Here is a 17,203-nt window from a genome sequence, read left to right as displayed (position 1 = left end):
GATCACTCGGCGATCGCAGGCAACTCGGGCTGGGGTGCGAATGGATCGCTGCTCTCGATGTAATCGATCCAGGCGGCTTTCTGTTCCGGCTCAAGTGCCAATCGGCCGACCAGACGAATCATCTCGGATTCGGAGTGCCCCGGGATCTGAGCCGGTAGCAGCCCATCGAAGAGCGGCCAGGTCGATTGAGGTGAAGACATGAAATGCTTGTACCGGAGTTGATTGAATGCCATGGGGTCGCCGTCCAGACCCCGATCCTCTAGCAATTGATACGCCCTGACAGGATCCGACTTGAACAGTTCGCGGGCCGTCGAGATCCAGTGATCGGAAACAACCGCGGACGGGTTTCCTTGTTCGAGGTCCGTCAGGAACCGGATCGCTCCCTCCGGATCCCTTGCCGTCCAATTGGAGAGCAGCGACTCGCGGGTGGTCGATGTAGCTACCGGCGACTGCGCTTGCTCCGGCGCTGCCCGATTGACTTCGTCAAACTCCGCCAAGTCCCACGCGAGATGCGGATCATGCTCGGCAACCCCCGCAAGAGCTCCGCCGACCGACGTTGCCAAGCTGGGGATGGAGAACCGGTGGGGATTGTTGAGAATCGCATCGATGCTGTTGCGTTCGATCGCGGCATCGCCGGTTCGCACGTTGGAAAGATTCACAAAGGAAGTGCTTCCCGCCATGAAGCCCAAGGACGAAGGATCGCTCTTCAGTTGTTCCAAGATCCGTTCGATCATGCCGGGGTCGCCAGTCGTCGCTAGCAGTCCCCGGTAAGCACCGGACCCTGCGCCGCTAACGGCGGCGAGAGCGGCTTTCGGATCCTGTTTTCCCCACTCCCGGAAGATCGCCTCCGTCGCCGAGCCGCTGGGCCACCATCGCACCGTGCCGGTCTGGATGAGAGGAATCCCGGGAATCGTCTGGGCATCGAGCGGTGAGATGAAATCGGCGTTGGTCCGGAAGGGCTCGGACAGTGATTCGAAGGCTTTCGCCGGACTGTGCCGCGCCAGTCCGACGAGAGCCGCCTGCCCCGCATGGTGGACCACGGCTGCGCCTGCCGGATTCGAGAGACTCCACTCGTCGATCAGTGCGGCAAATCCCTCATAGTCCCTTTCACCAAACTCGATCGAGAGAGCGCACAGCCACGGGACGACGGTCGTATCCGGTTCATCCGCCCGGACAAATTCATCGAGCAGCTCCAAGCTCAGCCGCCTGAGCTCTTCGTCGCTCAACGAAGCGGCCCAAGCCTCCCGTTTCTCAAATGGGGTGGTCCGTACGGCCCGGACAAGATCGCGGACGCGGACGCCGCGGGACTCCAGCACCGGTCGGGTGTGGGTCTTGGCGACTCCGGCTGCCTGCACCTCCGGCTCCTCCTCAGTTTCCCCGCCACGCGGACGCAGCGCCAGCCCGCCCGCGACCACGATCAGGGCGCTGGCAAGCACGATGGGACGGGAAATCGCGGCCACAGCCGGAACCCTGGATCAGAAATCATCCGACGGCAATCCGACAGCCGCATCGCTCCGCTTGCGGATCCGCCGAATGGCAGTAGGCTCGCGACGATGAAACATCTCCTGTCGCTCTTCTCCGCCACCGTCACGCTCGCCTCCCCGACCTTCGCCGGTGATCTGGCGAAGATCCCGTTCAAGACCATCGACGGCAAGGAGACTTCGCTGTCCGACTACAACGGCAAGGTCGTCCTTGTGGTGAACACCGCATCGAAGTGCGGACTGACCAAGCAGTACGACGCGCTCGAGGAGATCTACGACAAATACAAGGAGAAGGGTTTCGTGGTGATCGGTTTCCCCTGCAACGATTTCGGCAACCAGGAACCGGGGACGCTTGAGGAGATCCAGAAGTTCTGCACGACCAAGTTCGACGTCAGCTTTCCGCTGATGGAGAAGATCCACGTGAAGGGCGACGAGCAACACGCGCTCTACACCGCCCTCACCGGCAAGGACGGCGCGTTCCCCGGTGACGTGAAGTGGAACTTCGGCAAATTCCTGATCGGCAAGGATGGCAAGCCGCTGGTCCGCTTCGAACCGCGCCAGAAGCCGGACAGCAAGGAAGTGACCGAGGCCATCGAGAAGGCCCTCGCCGGTTGACAGGCCGAGGGCGCGGGAGGCGTAATTCCCGCCCCATGCGACGCCTCATCCCGCTCCTCTTCGCCCTCTCTCTCCCGGCCCTTGCGGCCGACCGGCCGAACCTGCTGGTTTTTCTTGTCGATGACATGGGGCTGATGGACAGCTCGGTGCCTTTCCTCGCCGACACCGAGGGCAAGCCGGAAGTCCACCCGCTCAACAAGTTCTACCGCACGCCGTCGATGGAGCGGCTGGCGAAGAACGGGATTCGCTTCGAGACCTTTTACGCCAACAGCGTCTGCTCGCCGACCCGGATCTCGATCATGACCGGGCAGAGCTCGGCGCGCCACCACACGACGCAGTGGATCCGCTCGGAAGGAAACAACCGGGGTGCGCTCGGACCGCACGACTGGAAATGGGAGGGCATCACCGAAGGCCAGCAGACGCTTCCGGGCGTGCTCAGGGAAGGTGGCTATCACACGATCTACGCCGGCAAGGCCCACTTCGGCCCGATCGGTCTCTACGGTGAGTTTCCGAGCAACTTCGGCTTCGACGTCAACATCGGCGGCTGCTCGTGGGGCCAGCCCGGCAGCTACTACGGCAAGGACGGCTTCGGCTGGATCAAGGGCAACAAGAGCCGCGCGGTGCCCGATCTGAAGAAGTACCACGGCAAGGACATCTATCTGACCGAGGCGCTCACCGAGGAGATGAATTCGGCGCTCACCGAAGCGGCCGAAGGTGACAAGCCCTTCTTTGCCTACATGGCCTATTACGCCGTCCACGCACCGTTCCAACCGAACAAGAAGTACATCGACCACTACGAGGGTGCCAAAGTGAAGGGGCAGGCCAAGACCTTCGCGACGATGATCGAAAGCATGGACACTTCGGTGGGACAGATCCTCGATCACCTCAACGAGATCGGCGCCGCCGAAAACACCTTCGTCATCTTCCTCGGAGACAACGGCACCGACGCGCCGCTCGGAGGCATCCACGAGATCGCTTGCGCCGCGCCGCTGCGCGGCAAGAAGGGCACGCACTACGAAGGCGGCATGCGCGTTCCGTTCATCGCGGGCTGGGCGAAGCCCGATCCGTCGAGCGAGTTGCAGAAGCGCCTGCCGGTGGCCGCGGGAACGCTGAGCCGCGAGGCCGGCAACATCACCGACATTTTCCCGACGCTGCTTGATCTCGCCGGTGTGGACTACAAGCAGCCGATCGATGGCGCCGACCTCAAGCCGGCGCTCGGCGGCGGCTCGCTCGAGCGCGAGCCCGAGTTCCTGATGCATTTCCCGCACGATCACCGCAGCAGCTATTTCACCTCCTACCGCCTCGGCGACTGGAAGCTGATCTACCACTACAACAAGCCCGCCGGAAAACGTTGCGAGCTTTTCAACCTGGCGAAGGACCGCACCGAGTCGGACAACCTTGCCGACAAGGAGCCCGAGGTCCGCAAGCGGATGATCGAGGCGATGGCCAAGGCACTCGAGAAGGCGGGGGCGCAGTATCCGCTCCAATCGAAGGACTCCGACAAGCCCGCGAAGCCGGTCGTCGAGTGACCGGTGGCCGCCGAGGCATTTGACGGCGCCGCGAATCTCCCGAGGGTGACTCATGAGCGAGAAGCCCAAGGCATCCTTCAGCATCGTCTCCCTGCTGGCCATCGTCGCGGCCATCTGGAGTTTCTTCCAAGGCGCGACCTTCGGCCTGCTGCTCGCGCTCGCTGCGATCGTCCTCGGTATCATCGGTCTGCTCATCTCCTTTTCGGCGAGCAAGAGGGGCGGGATCGTCAGCCTGACATCGATCGTCTTCGGCGTGGTCGGGATCATCGCCGCCATCATCAAGGCGTCGCTCTACCTGTTCGGCTGAGGCCGGGCGCAGCTTCGGAGGTTGATCCCGAAATCCACGCTCCTTAGCGTGCGGCATGATGGATTGGAGACCGGTTTCACTCGTCGTCGCATTGCTTTTGGCGGGACCCCCGCCCGCGCATTCGGAGAGTTCACGACCGAACATCCTCTTCATCATGGCCGACGACCACACGTCGCAGGCCATCGGGGTTTACGGTAGCCGGCTGGCACCGCTGAACCCGACCCCGAACATCGACCGGCTCGCCAAGAACGGCATCCGCTTCGACCGGGTCTTCTGCAACAACTCGATCTGCACGCCCAGCCGTGCCTCAATCATCACCGGCCAGTACCCGCAAACGAACGGCGTGCTCGACCTGACCGGCAACATCCCGCCGGACCGGCAGTTGCTGCCGATCGAGATGAAGCGCGCCGGTTACCAGACGGCGATGGTCGGCAAGTGGCACCTCAAGCAGGAACCCGCGGCGTTCGATTACTACTGCGTCCTTCCCGGGCAGGGAAAATACCACAACCCCGACTTCCGGATCCGAGGCGAAAAACCGTGGCCGAAAAACGTGATCCGGGCCGAGGGCAAGCACTCCAGCGACGCCATCACCGACATCAGCCTCGAGTGGCTGGAGAACGGACGGGACAAGGAGAAGCCGTTCTTCCTGATGCACCACTTCAAGGCGCCCCACGACATGTTCTCCTTCGCCGAGCGCTACTCGGATTACCTTTCGGACGTCACGGTTCCCGAACCCGACAATCTCTTCCAACCGCCGGCGGGATCCAAAGGCAGCGCGGGACTCGGCTCGGGCATCGGCAAGGATCACGCGCCGTGGAGGCTCGGCTGGCGGCTCGGCATTTCCCCGGACCTCGACGAAACCGCCTACACCAAGGCCAGCTACCAGGAATACCTGAAGCGCTACCTCCGCTGCGTGAAAGGCGTGGATGACAACGTCGGCCGAATCCTTGCCTACCTCGAGAAAACCGGCGAACTCGACAACACCCTGATCCTCTACACCGGCGACCAGGGATTCTTCCTCGGGGAACACGACCTGATGGACAAACGGTGGATCTACGAAGAGGCGATGCGGATGCCGTTGGTCGTCTCATGGCCTGATGGCATCAAAGAGACCGGAACCAACGACTGGCTGATCAACAATACCGACTTCGCGCCGACGATGCTTGAGGTCGCGGGATTGGAAAAGACACCCGAGGCCATGCAGGGCCGGAGCTTCGCCGCGGCCATTCGCGGGGATGAAAAGCCGACCGACTGGCGGGAGGTGACCTACTACCGCTACTGGATGCACTTGGCCCACAACCTCGCGGTGCCCGGCCACTTCGGAGTGCGCAGCGATCGATACAAGCTGATCTTCTTCTACGGCACGGACGAGAATGGATCGGCGAAGGACCGGACTCCCGTCGCATGGGAGTTCTATGATCTCGAAAAGGATCCGCACGAGATGCGGAACGAATACGGAAACCCGGAATACGCGCCGGTGATCCGCACGATGAAGGAGCAACTCACCGCAACCCGGAAGGAGCTCGACGAGACCGACGAAGGCCGACCCGCGATCCAGGCGATCATCGACGCCAATCCCTGATCCGGACTAGCGCTTCCGCTTCCCCGGCTTGTGGTTCGGGTTGGCGGTCATCATTTGAGCGCCGACGTCTTTCCGCCACGCCTTGAGATCCGCCAGCATCGACTTCGCGAGTTCCGGCTTCTTCTCGGAAAGGTCGCGCTTCTCGGAGGGATCGTCGACGAGGTTGTAGAGTTCCACGTCGCCGGTCTCGAACCACTCGATCAGCTTCCAGTCACCCTTCACCACCGATCCGCCGGGCATACCCTTGTGGTAGTGCGGATAGTGCCAATAAAGCGCGTCGCGTTCGGGTGCCTTTCCCCCTTTCCAAGCCTCGGTGAAGTCGAGGCCGTCGACACCGTCCGGCACCTTCGCACCGGTGATCGCTCCAAGCGTCGGCACGAAGTCGATGCTGCAGAAGCGGGCGTCGCTGGTCGTTCCGGCCGGAGCCTTGCCCGGCCAACGCACGATCATCGGCACCCGCGTGCCTCCTTCGTAGAGCGTCCCCTTTCCCGCGCGAAGCGGTGTGTTGTCAGTCGGACCGACCAGCCCGCCATTGTCGGAAAAGAAGATCACCAGCGTGTTTTCGGAGAGCCCCTGCTGGTCGAGCCACTTGAGCAATTGGCCGACGCTCTCATCGAGTGCCTCGACCATCGCCGCATACCCCGCGTTCTTCTGCCGCGGACTCTTCTCCTTCACGATCTCGTCGTATTCCGCCTTCAGCTTCCTGTTGAATCGCACCGGCGTGTGGACCGAGTAGTGCGACAGCCCGACGAACCACGGTTGGTCGCGATGCTTCCCGATGAACTCCTGCGCTTCGCGGGTCAGCGTGAAGACCCCTTTCGGATCCTCCCCATCCTCCTTCTTGTTGAGATTCCACTCCTCGCCTCCGGCATCGTAGCCGAAGCTCTGAGGTCCCGGCGCGCCCTCCTTGCCCTTCTTCAGACGGTTGCCGAGGTGCCACTTGCCGAGCCAGGCGGTCGCGTAGCCTTGCTCCCCGAGAATCTCGCCCAAGGTCACGTCCGCGTCGGAAAGACCCTCCATCCGCCAGTCGGGCACCTTCAGTTTGGCAGTCGGCTTCTTGTGGCCGGTCAGCCAGTCGGTGATGTGAAGCCGCGCCGGATAGATCCCGGTCTGCAGGCTTGCCCGCGTGGGCGAGCACACATGGCATGCGGCGTAGGCACCGGTGAACCGGACACCTTCGGTCGCCAGCCGGTCGATGTTGGGCGTGCGGTAGAGACTCGAGCCGAAGCAGCCGAGGTCCACCGCCCCCATGTCATCGATGAAGATCAGCAGGATGTTCGGCTTGTCCGCCGCCCGCAGCGGGAGAGCGAGCAAACCGACCAAAAGAAAGAGGAGCTTCCGGCGCATCATCGATGCATACCGTGAAGCTCCTCGGATCGTTAGCCTCAAATTGAGACATCCGCCCGGCGGAAGGCCTCAGCCTTCCTCGCTGTCTTCGGCGGGTGCGGTCTCAACCGGCTTCGCTGCCTTTGCCTGCTCGGCCAGCTTCGCCACCTCGGCTGCGGGAAGGATCACCGGCGCGAGCTTGGTCTTTGCGTCGAGGTCGCCGGCCGGCTTGCGGAAGACCGAGATCCCGAGAAGCTTGCCGTTTCCGAGGAACACCGGCGAACCGATCGAGTCGGTGCCGACGCGATAAAGCATCCGCGGGCGGGTCGTGATGCCCGAAATCTCGGTGGTCACCACGCTGGGCTCGCGTTGGAAGGACTCGTCCAACCGGCCGAGCGCGACACAATCGTCAAGCAGCTTGCCCTCGGCACTGTCGGCGAGATCGATCGAGCTGATCTCCACGCCTTGGGCTTCGTCGCTATCCATCCGCATCTTGATGAATCCGAGGCCGAGATCGGCATCCTTGAGCACAAGGTCGCCGGGGATCTCGGTACCGTCCGGCATGATCACCTTGATCTCGCGGATCTCGGACTTGGCGTTGAGCTTGATCGCCCCCATCGGCGTGTTGACCGTCTTGCCGTCGACCATCGTCGACTGGTCGAGTTGGGCGAGGGCGGTGACCAGCATGCCGTCGCTGCTGATGAAGGTTCCCGTCGTCTCGGCGGTGGTCTCCTGCTCCTGACCGGCGAGCTGGGCCTTGATCTGATCGGGGACATCACCTTCGGCCGACATGGTGATCTTGGCGACGACCGAGATCCACACGACCGCATCGCGGTGGGTTTCGGTCAACTTGGTGGCGGTGGCGTGAAGCTCTCCGGAAGCGGCCATGGCGAGGCCGGAAGTCGAGAGCAGGGCTGCGGTCAGAATACGGATCATGTTTCGGTTCGGTTGGATTGAGAGAAGGAAGGCGGATCACCACCAGGGCTCGATTTCCACGTAGTGGGTGCGGGGGCCCCGCTGGACGAAGAAAACGACGCTGCGTGGCTTGCTCTGGCGGAAGCCCAGCAGGGTCTGGCGGAAGGTGTCGAGCGAGTCGATCGGCTCGCCGTTGACGCTGAGCAGGATGTCGCCGGCAATCAAGCCGCCGAGCGCGGCCCAGCCGCTGGCCTCGACCTTGCCGACCGTGACTCCTCCTGCCGCGGCTCCCAGCTCGGCCTCACGGCGTTGTTCGTCATTCAGGCCCGCGACCGTGAACTCGAACCGGTCGTCCTCGAACTCGTCGATGCTGTCCTGCGGCTGCGGCCGGCTCTCGAGCTGGACCTCGATCGTCAGCGGCTCGCCGTCGCGAAGACCGGTGAACTCGACCTTCGCATCCACCGGATACGCGCGGATCAGCTCGGGCAGAACGCCCGCGTCTTCCGGCCGGCGGGCGTTGATGACCCGTCCGTCGAGCTTCAGCAAAAGGTCGCCTTCCTTCAGTCCGGCGCGGCCGGCCGGCGAGTCGGGCGCGACCGAGCTGACGCGCACGCCCTTCTTGCCGGCGACTCCGAGCGCCTTGGCGAGGTCGTCGGTGATGACCTGGATGGCGGCACCGAGCCACGGCTTGTCGGCGGTGCGCGGACGCTGCGGATCGATCTCGGGGCCAACTTCGATCACGGTGACGAGGTTCTCGTCGCCACGCTCGAATTCGACCAGCACCGGGGCCGGTTCATCGAGCTCGGCGGTGAACTTGGCGGTGAAGGACTCGAAGGCCTCCACGCTTCCGATCGGCTCGCCGTTCAGGCTCAGGATGATGTCGTCGGACCTCAGGGCCGGCTTTCCTTGGGACGACGCGCCGCCTTTGCGGACGGTGTCGATCAGGACACCCGAGGTGTCGTCACGTCGGCGCTCGAGCGCCGAAACCTTGGTCAGGTCACGAACGGTCAGTCCCCATCCCCTTGCTTCGGACTCCTTGTCGAGATTCGGCTCGCGGACTTCCACGGTGACCTTCCACTCCATCGGCTTGCCGTCGCGCAGACCGGCCAGTACGACCTCGCTGCCCGGCTCGCTTCCGAGCACCATGGCATTGAAAATCGGCAGGTCCTCGGGCGCGTGACAGTCGGGCAGTTCCTCGCCACCGAAAGCCGTGATGTAATCGCCGGCCTCGATGCCCGCCTTTGCTGCCGGGCTTTCTTCCCAGACATCGGCGACAAGCACGCCCTTCGCATCGCGGGTGCTGCGCAGAAGCGGTTGCGTCTCGAGGCCGATCCAGCCGCGGGTGACGTAGCCCTTGTCGATCAGCTCCTTGGCCACGTCCTTGGCGAGGTTCGAGGGAATCGCTCCACCGAGGCTGGCGATGCCGACCTCGTTGATGCCGATGATTTCGCCGTCGAGATTCACCAGCGGGCCGCCGGAATTGCCGCCGAAGATCACCGCGTCGTGGCCGATCCACCGGACGAGCTCTCCGACTTTCTCACCATCGAGCGTCATCGAGATCCGGTTGCGCGGAACGATCATCGCGGTGTTCGCCACGATGCCGCGGGTGATCGACTGCGAAAGCCCGCCCGGGCAGCCCATCGCCAGCACGGTGTCGCCGACCTTCAGGGCGTCCGAGTCGCCGAAGTTCGCGACCGCGAGGGGCTCGTCGGGATTGCGACGGGTCGACAGGTCGAGCTTGATCACCGCGAGGTCGGAGAGCGCGTCGGTGCCGACCAGATGGGCATCGACCTCTTCGCGATTCGAGAGCGTGCAGAGAAAGCGCGTGCCGCGACCGGCGACGTGATGGTTGGTGATCACGTAGCCGTCGGGCGAAATGATCGCACCGCTGCCGCTGCCCTGCTGCTTCTTCATGCGGCCGTTGGAGCCCTCTTCCATCACCACATGGATGCGGACGAGGGTCGGATACATCTTCGCGATCGCGGTCGAGACATCGGTCGCGGACGCAGGTGGAGCCGCGGTCTCCTGCGCCGCGGACGGCATCGGGACGACGGTGGAGATCAGAGCGGAAAGAATGAGCTTCTTCATTGGCGTTTGCACCGCCTAGCGAAGATCGATTCCGGATCTGTGGAACGAACTGCGACAGCCACCGGAATTGTGCACGGACTCCGGCCAGGACTCGCGAAGCCGCCGATTTATACCTCTTTGGGCAATTTAGTCCGAATTCACGCGCTGGACTCCACCGCCGGCAGACCTTATCCCCTCGCACCGAATCGTGCCTGAGCCTCCTGATATCCGCGACCACTTCACTTCCGACGCGTGGAAGGAGCGATTCGAGGACGAGGTCATGCACATCGCGGCCAAGCTGAAGGGCAAGGCGCGGGCCATTTCCACGGTTTGGGAAGACGCGGAAACCTTCGTCCTGCGCGGGGAAGTCGCCGGTGAATGCTGCGAAGCCGTCCACTGGCCGGCAGGCGGCCGCTGGGAATTCGAAACCTCGTGCCCCTGCGAGATCCGAACCTACTGCCCGCATGCCGCCGCCCTGCTCCTCGCGGCCACCAAGCCGTCCAAACTCCGCGATCTGCTCGCCGAAAGGAGCGCCGATTATGAAATCGGCTCCCAGATGACCACCTCCGAGGTGGCGTCTCCGACTCCAAGCTCTGAGCCCCAAGCTCCAAGCTTTTACCTCAAGGTGGTTCGCGAGCCGACCGGGTCGAAGGTCGTCCGGCTTCTCCTCCAGGCGCTCAAGCTCCCCGACACCGGCGAGTGGGTGGTCGCCCGTCCCTTCGCCATCTACGGTGACCATCGTATTCCACTCGGCGGCACCGCCGGACCGAGACACCACCGGGTTTCCGCCGACCTCGTGATCGAACGCGATGTCGCCGCGGAGATGAATGCCATCCTTCAGCTCCAACAGGCCGGTCTCACCTCGCTCGGCTCCCACGCCCAGTTCCGGTTCCTCCTCGCGCTGGAACAGAAGCAATCGTCAGGCGCCGACGCCCCGATCGCCTCGGCGCTCTGGTTCCCCAACCCCGGACACGGCACGCTCGACCATTACTGGCCGTGGCTGCGCGCCACCGGCACCGCACCGCTCGAGGCGGCGGGCTGGACGGTCGGGTTCGACGCGGACGTCGGCCACGAAGTCATCGAGGTCGACCCGGACGCTTTCTCCTATGTCCTCGAGGACGACGGTACCGGCTGGTTCCACCTTTCGGTCGGCTTCGACGTCGGCGGCAAGCAGCTCGACCTGCTGCCGATCCTCGCCGACCTCCTCGACCGCGGTGCCGATGAAGTGACCCTCGAGTTTCCCGCGGAAGGCAGCTTTCTCCACCACCTCGATGACGGCCGCGCGCTCAACCTTCCGGCCGATCGCATCCGCCGCATCCTCCGGCAGTTTTCCGCCCTCATCGACCCGAAGCGGTTCAAGGGTGGCAAGCTCAAGCTCCACCCGCTCGACGCCGCCACACTGGTCCACAACGACCCGCACCGCTTCAGTCCGCCATCCAAACTCGAAGCGCTCATCCAATCGCTCAGCGGGAAGACCTCATCACCGACCTCTCCGCTCTCCGTTCCAAGCTCCCTCAAGGCCGAACTCCGCGACTACCAGAAGACCGGGTTCGAGTGGATGCAGTTCCTCGCCGCCCACGACCTCAACGGCATCCTCGCCGACGACATGGGGCTTGGAAAAACCCTGCAGACGATCACCCACATCCTCGCCGAAAAGGAAGCCGGGCGGATGGAGCGACGGCCCGCGCTGGTGGTCGCGCCGACCTCGGTCGTCCCCAACTGGCTGGCGGAAGCGAAGAAGTTCGCGCCGTCACTGACGCCGCTCGTGCTCGAAGGACCGCAGCGGAAGAAATACTTCCGCTCCATCCCCTACGCCGATCTCGTGCTGACGTCCTACGCGCTGCTCCAGCGCGACATCGACAAGCTCCGGGACTTCCCCTTCCACCTCGTCGTGCTCGACGAGGCGCAGTACATCAAGAACCCGGCCGCCAAGGTCGCCAAGGCCGCCTGCGAGCTCGATGCCCGCCACCGCCTCTGCCTTTCCGGCACGCCGGTCGAGAACCACCTCGGCGAACTCTGGAGCCTAATGCGCTTTCTCATGCCCGGCTTCCTCGGCGGACAGGAGGAATTCAACCGCCGTTTCCGCAAGCCGATCGAAAACGAAGGCTGCGAGGAACGGCAGAAGGCGCTCAAGTCACGGGTCGCGCCGCTGATCCTGCGGCGGACCAAGGACCAGGTCGCCAAGGAGCTTCCGCCGAAGACGATCCTCGTCCACCCGGTCGAACTCAACACCGGCCAGAAGGATCTCTACGAAACGGTCCGCGCGACCATGGACAAGCGCGTGCGCCAGGCGATCGCGATCCGCGGTCTCGAAGGTTCGCGCATGCTGTTCCTCGAGGCGCTGCTCAAGCTCCGCCAGATCTGCTGCGAGCCGAAGCTGCTGAAGTTCGAGAACGAATCCAAGCTCGAGGCCGACGCCGCCGGCTCGGCCAAACTCGACTACCTCGCCGACCTGCTCGACACGCTGGTGGAGGAAGGACGGCGCATCCTGCTGTTCTCGCAGTTTACCTCGATGCTCGACCTGATCGCCGAGCATCTTAAAAAACGGCAGATCTCGTACTTGATGCTCACCGGCGCATCGAAGAACCGCGGCGAGCTGGTTGAGCGATTCCAGAACAACGAGATCCCGCTGTTCCTCATCTCACTCAAGGCCGGCGGCACCGGACTCAACCTGACCGCGGCCGACACCGTCATCCACTACGATCCCTGGTGGAACCCGGCCGCCGAGGCCCAGGCCACCGACCGCGCCTACCGGATCGGTCAGAAGAACCCGGTTTTCGTCCACAAGCTGATCTGCCAGGGGACGGTGGAAGAGCGGATCCACCAGCTTCAGCAGAAGAAAAGCCAGCTCGCCGACGCTCTCCTCGCCGATGCCGCCAAGGCCGCCGCGCCCGATGCGCAGCTACTGTCAAACCTGCTGGCTCCGCTCGGGTAAGGATCGGGAAGGGACCGGAAATCCCCTCTCCATCATCACCGCACGAATGACTGCAGGCGGTGTGGGAGGAACTCGCGGATGATACCGGCGAGGTGGAAGCGGGCTTGTTGCCAGTTCTGGCAGGGGCACTTCAGGTGGAGGTAGATTCGCGTCTTCATGGTCTTTCCTTTCCGTCCCTGAAGTCGTCAACCGCAGGCCGTGATCTCAAATTTCCGGAAATTTCCCGGAAAACGCCTCAGGCCAGGCGCCTCGGAGACGCCTGGCCCTCTGGGTTTGCCCGCGTGAGAAGACGGCCACGCGGGAAGGGGGAGAGAGCTACAATCCGATCTTCACCGGGCCGAGCGGCGCGTCGAAACGGCGCCGCTTGCCGATCGTGCCGGTCCAATCGGTAGTTCCGGGCTTGAGCCGGATCTTGCTGCCGCTCTGGGTGACCGAGAGCGCGTCGCCGAACGAATGGAACGGTCGGTGGTAGCCGCCGAAGTCGCCGTTGTTGCCGGCTCCGCCCGAGGGCACCGTCCAGAATCCGTCCGAAGTGCGGTTGATGACAGGGACTCCGATGTTGTCGATGTAGTTGTCGACCATCGTCCGCATCGTCCGGGCGTAGTTGGTGCCCGACGGATTGCGTTTGTTGAACGCGATGAAGATCCGGTAGCCGTCATCGCGCTGGAGCACCGCGCTGTTGGTGCCGCTGGGCATCGATCCGGTGTGGCCGTTCTTCTCACCGGCGGTCAGCGGGAAGTCGTCGAGCGACTCACCGATGTTGCCGCCGTTGTAGCCGACCCGGTAGTTGTCGGCCAAGGTCAGGTAGGCGGCTGCGGAGGTGACGAACGACCCCTGCCCGGTGCGGGCGTCATGATCCCATCCACCATACGAGCGGGGCACATTGTCCGGACCGACATTGTCGTAGACATTGCTCACGTCGGCGTCGCTGTCGTAGGCCGGTTCGCGAGAGTTCTGCCACGAGCGGAAGGTCCGTCCGGAGTGGATCTCGGTGGACGGCACCCACATCGAAGGCGTCAGCACGTTACTGCGGACGTAGTTGATGTAGCTCTGCCCGCTCTCCTGCTCGACCATCAGGCCGAGGGCGAGGTAGCCGGCATTCGAGTAGGTATTTCCGACCACCGTGCCGTCGCCAACGAGCGTTCCGTTGCCGGGGTTGAGCTGGAGCGGCTGCCCGAGGATGAAGCGCATCGTGGAAACCCGTCCGGGAGGCGAGTCGACGCCCATCTGGCCGGCGATGTTGGTCTCTTGGTAGGTCCAGTCGTTGATGTCATTCGTTCCATCTCCGTCCGGATCACGATTCCGTCCGCCCTGGTGGTTCAGCAAGTGGAACACGGTGACGTTGGGAAGGCGGTTGTCGCCGAGCGACGGCCACGGATCGTAGTCGAGGACCCCGCCGCCGACCTGGTCGAGATCGAAGGCGTTGGTGTTCACCGTGTCGTCGATCAACTGGTGGATGCACGAGGCGGTCACGGGCTTGGTCAGGCTGGCGACGCGGAACAGGGCGTTCTCCTGCAGGTCGTTGCCATCGTAGTCCTCGCCGAAGCCGCGGAGGTAGATGATCCGTCCGTCCTGCATCAGGCCGAGCACGCCGGCGGTGATGCTGTTGGCGTCCATGAAGGTGGACATCATGTCGTCGAGATCGGTCAGCTCCGGAACGGGGCGTCCCGAAACCGCGGGAACCGCCGCGGCGGGAAGAGCCGCCGCGGCCCACAAGGAGGCCGCGGCGAGTGTCAGGCTTTTCGGTTTCATGGCCTGGGTTGGTTGGATCCGTTATGCTTACTGGAGGGAAACGAGCACCAGCACGAGGCCGCGGCCTTCCTTGAGTTCGGTCATCGCCTTGCCGACGATCGCGCCTTGGGCCTGGCTGTGGTCGGTGACCTTCATGCCGTGTCCCGGAGTCGGGGAGGTGGTGATCAGGTCGCCCGGCTCGATCTGGCCGAACTCGGTGTCGACGTAGCAGTAGACGCGGCCAGTGAGTGCAACCGGGTGGTCGCCGTCGGCGATCGAGCCCTTCTGACCCATCAGCATGCCCGGCTTGACGCCACCCGCTCCGCTGATCACGCCCGCCGCGGTGCGGTCGTAGGCCTTGGTGCTGACCACCAGCTCACCCGGGTTGGTCGGGTCGATGGAAACCAGCATGCCGGGTTCCGGTTCGAGGGCGTTCGGGTTGATGTTGAACTGCTCGGTCAGGTCCGATCCACCGGTGATCTCAAGCACCTGGGTGCGGATGATGCCGTTGCCGTCTCCGTCCTGGGCATCGAACTCGATGGTCGTCTGGCCGGCGTGGTTGCGCAACTTGACGTGGCTTCCGCCATTCGTGGAGGCAGCGTCGAGGTCGATGGTCGTGTGACCTTGCTCGTCGCGGAGGCGGATCTGGCCGCCGCTGTCGCCGAAGTCGTTGGTGCCGCCTTCGATCTGGACGGTGTTCACCGAGCCTCCGCCGAGGAGGGCCTGGCGCAGGACGAGGCGGGATTCACCGAAGGTGCCGTAGGCGGCGTCCGCTTCGATGGTCAGCAGTCCTTGGGCGTTGCCCATATCGAGACTGGCCGAGTGCTTGCCGCCATACATGCGGAACTTGGTGTCACCCCACTGGTCGCGCAGGCTGATCGCGCCACCGCCTTGGGTCGAACTGCCGTAGAGCACGGCACCGAGGCCTTCCGGCTGGTAGAGCTTGATCGTGCCGGCACCGTTGCGGTTGCCATCGGGATTCTTCGGATCCGCGCCGCCTTCGCTGCCTTGGCCGAAGATCTCGACGCCGTTCACGCCTTCCGCACCGCGGACCACCACTTCGGCACCGCCGAAGTCGCCGAGCGCCTCGGCTTCGATGAAGGGTGAGGATCCGCCCTTCTGGTGCACCTCGATACGGGCACCACCGGCGTTCTCGCCGTCAAGGAACACGCCTTTCTCACCGGCGCTGTCGTGGACGATGAACTCACCGCCTGCGGAGCTTCCGTTGGCATAGGTCGCCGCGTCGCCGTCGGCCGTGATGCCCGGCTTGCCACTGATTTGAAACAGCTTCAGACGGCCGCCTCCGAGCAGGTCGCCCATCGAGGTGGTCGGGGTGCCGAGTCCGTCCCAGAAGTTCAGGATCGGCGAGTTGTTGGCGACCGTGAACTCGCTGAGTTGGCTGCCGCCCTTCTCAAGCTTGAGCGTCTCGAGCGTGATGGCATCGGCGATGTCGTCCGAGCCGACGCTGCCGTCGACGATGTGGCTGGAGGTGATGGTGTTGGCCGGGATCGCGCCGGGCGTGATCGCGCCGTCGGCCACCGTGGCGGCCTGCATCGCATAGCCGACCGAGGTCACCTGGCGGTCAGGGGTCAGCTGTTCGCCATTCACCCAGATGCGGAGGAAAACCTCGTCGGTGGTGAACACGGACGGCGGAAGCGCGACCATGCCGATGTCGGTATTGCCGAGCTGCACGTTGAACAGGCCGTCGCTGACCGGAAGGGCCACGGAAGCCGCGGGTTCGGAACCGGCGAAGCTGGTGCCGTCGTTGCTCCAGAAGCTGACGGTGGCGTCGCCATTGACGAACGCGAACTTGAAGTCGGCCGGGGCGTTCACGGGATTGCCTTCGTCATCCTGCAGGACTCCCTGGTGATGGATGAGGTTGGGCACGTCCGCCATGGCGGCGAGGCTGAGGGTGGTCGCGAGGACGGGGATGATGAGGTTGGTTTTCATGATGTTTTGGAGTGTTGTTGGTTTGAGGTTGTTGGTGGTTTTCAGGAGACGTTTCGAATTCACGGGAGATCGGGGTTTTCGAGGCGGAAGAAGCGGCGGTCGGCGTCGATCGGAACGACCACCGGATTGCCGTCGCCACCCGGGACGGGCGACCAGACGGAGAGGTTGGCCGAGGCGGTCCACGACCAGCCGGGCACATCGGGCACGGTGACCAGGTTGAGGAAGCCGGCCTCGCCCTTCAGGACGTGGCACTTCGGCGTACCGGCGATCACCGGGCGGTAGTTGCAGACCATCGGGCCGGAGCAGACGATGCTGTTCGGGCTGCCGACGGGGCGGGATGCGCTCGGATCGGAGGTGCCGTCGGTGGCGTAGCTGGCGCTGACGCTGGTTCCGCAGCCGCCGAAGGACGAGGCGACGAGTTCGATTCCGTGAGCCGCGGGGCCGATCAGGGCGGCGGCGGTCAGGAGTGGGATCAGGTGGTAGGTCTTCATCAGTTTGTGTTGGGTTGAATCGAGCCGTTCGAGGCCCTGCTGCCCGTCCCTTCGCCATCGCCCGACAGCGATTTCAAATTGCTGCGAAAAAAGTTCGGAACCCGTGTTTCCCCGGGCGTCGCGTGCCCTCGTATTGGACCGCCGGCTTCAGCCGGCCCCGGAGCCCGAGCGCTTCACCCTTCGCTCTCCCACCACCCTCCCGAGCGGTTCGGTCATGCGGCTGCCCACCGTTTCATCGACGACCGATGCCTGCGGAAGCCGGCACTCCATCCCC

At 64.0% G+C, this 17,203-nt stretch carries 13 protein-coding genes; 5 read left to right on the top strand and 8 right to left on the bottom strand.

Translation table 11 applies throughout. The annotated features are described in order from the left end of the window. Window positions 1-2 precede the first annotated feature (2 nt). The gene (locus HAHE_RS10795) at window positions 3-1,460 is read right to left on the bottom strand and encodes a hypothetical protein (protein ID WP_338684345.1); all 1,458 of its coding nucleotides are present in this window, start codon (window positions 1,458-1,460) and stop codon (window positions 3-5) included. Window positions 1,461-1,553: 93 nt separating this feature from the next. Between HAHE_RS10795 and HAHE_RS10790 the strand changes: the two genes are divergently transcribed. The 4 genes from HAHE_RS10790 to HAHE_RS10775 all read left to right on the top strand — a co-directional run bounded on the left by HAHE_RS10790 (window position 1,554) and on the right by HAHE_RS10775 (window position 5,514). Continuing rightward, window positions 1,554-2,096, top strand: a complete 543-nt coding sequence (locus HAHE_RS10790; RefSeq protein WP_338684343.1) for a glutathione peroxidase — start codon at window positions 1,554-1,556, stop codon at window positions 2,094-2,096. A 35-nt stretch (window positions 2,097-2,131) separates the two neighbouring features. Further along, window positions 2,132-3,625: a sulfatase gene (locus tag HAHE_RS10785; RefSeq protein ID WP_338684341.1), complete on the top strand. Its 1,494-nt coding sequence runs from the start codon at window positions 2,132-2,134 to the stop codon at window positions 3,623-3,625. A 52-nt stretch (window positions 3,626-3,677) separates the two neighbouring features. Beyond that, window positions 3,678-3,932 (top strand): hypothetical protein, encoded by a 255-nt coding sequence (locus HAHE_RS10780; RefSeq protein ID WP_338684340.1) that lies wholly within the window; start codon window positions 3,678-3,680, stop codon window positions 3,930-3,932. Between the two features lie 154 nt (window positions 3,933-4,086). Next, the gene (locus HAHE_RS10775; RefSeq protein WP_425510990.1) at window positions 4,087-5,514 is read left to right on the top strand and encodes a sulfatase family protein; all 1,428 of its coding nucleotides are present in this window, start codon (window positions 4,087-4,089) and stop codon (window positions 5,512-5,514) included. 6 nt (window positions 5,515-5,520) lie between these two features. Here HAHE_RS10775 and HAHE_RS10770 read toward each other — a convergent pair whose 3' ends face one another. From HAHE_RS10770 to HAHE_RS10760, 3 genes are all read right to left on the bottom strand, one after another. After that, the gene (locus HAHE_RS10770) at window positions 5,521-6,861 is read right to left on the bottom strand and encodes a sulfatase (protein WP_338684336.1); all 1,341 of its coding nucleotides are present in this window, start codon (window positions 6,859-6,861) and stop codon (window positions 5,521-5,523) included. Window positions 6,862-6,930: 69 nt separating this feature from the next. Continuing rightward, on the bottom strand, window positions 6,931-7,776 hold the full coding sequence (locus tag HAHE_RS10765) for a serine protease (protein WP_338684334.1): 846 nt from the start codon (window positions 7,774-7,776) through the stop codon (window positions 6,931-6,933). Window positions 7,777-7,812: 36 nt separating this feature from the next. Beyond that, window positions 7,813-9,843: a PDZ domain-containing protein gene (locus HAHE_RS10760; protein WP_338684332.1), complete on the bottom strand. Its 2,031-nt coding sequence runs from the start codon at window positions 9,841-9,843 to the stop codon at window positions 7,813-7,815. A gap of 187 nt (window positions 9,844-10,030) precedes the next feature. Between HAHE_RS10760 and HAHE_RS10755 the strand changes: the two genes are divergently transcribed. Further along, a complete protein-coding gene (locus tag HAHE_RS10755; RefSeq protein WP_338684330.1) occupies window positions 10,031-12,757 on the top strand; it encodes a DEAD/DEAH box helicase in 2,727 nt (908 codons plus the stop codon). A 35-nt stretch (window positions 12,758-12,792) separates the two neighbouring features. Here HAHE_RS10755 and HAHE_RS10750 read toward each other — a convergent pair whose 3' ends face one another. The 4 genes from HAHE_RS10750 to HAHE_RS10735 all read right to left on the bottom strand — a co-directional run bounded on the left by HAHE_RS10750 (window position 12,793) and on the right by HAHE_RS10735 (window position 16,929). After that, entirely contained in the window at window positions 12,793-12,915 is a 123-nt protein-coding gene (locus HAHE_RS10750) for a hypothetical protein (RefSeq protein ID WP_338684328.1), read from the bottom strand. A 157-nt stretch (window positions 12,916-13,072) separates the two neighbouring features. Then, window positions 13,073-14,509, bottom strand: coding sequence for a serine hydrolase domain-containing protein (locus tag HAHE_RS10745; protein ID WP_338684326.1), 1,437 nt, complete (start codon window positions 14,507-14,509; stop codon window positions 13,073-13,075). Window positions 14,510-14,536: 27 nt separating this feature from the next. Continuing rightward, on the bottom strand, window positions 14,537-16,438 hold the full coding sequence (locus HAHE_RS10740; RefSeq protein WP_338684324.1) for a hypothetical protein: 1,902 nt from the start codon (window positions 16,436-16,438) through the stop codon (window positions 14,537-14,539). 59 nt (window positions 16,439-16,497) lie between these two features. After that, entirely contained in the window at window positions 16,498-16,929 is a 432-nt protein-coding gene (locus tag HAHE_RS10735) for a hypothetical protein (RefSeq protein WP_338684323.1), read from the bottom strand. Between the last annotated feature and the right edge of the window lie 274 nt (window positions 16,930-17,203).

The organism is Haloferula helveola, assembly GCF_037076345.1.
Classification (GTDB): Bacteria; Verrucomicrobiota; Verrucomicrobiia; order Verrucomicrobiales; family Akkermansiaceae; genus Haloferula; species Haloferula helveola.
This window is presented reverse-complemented; position numbering and strand designations above follow the sequence as displayed.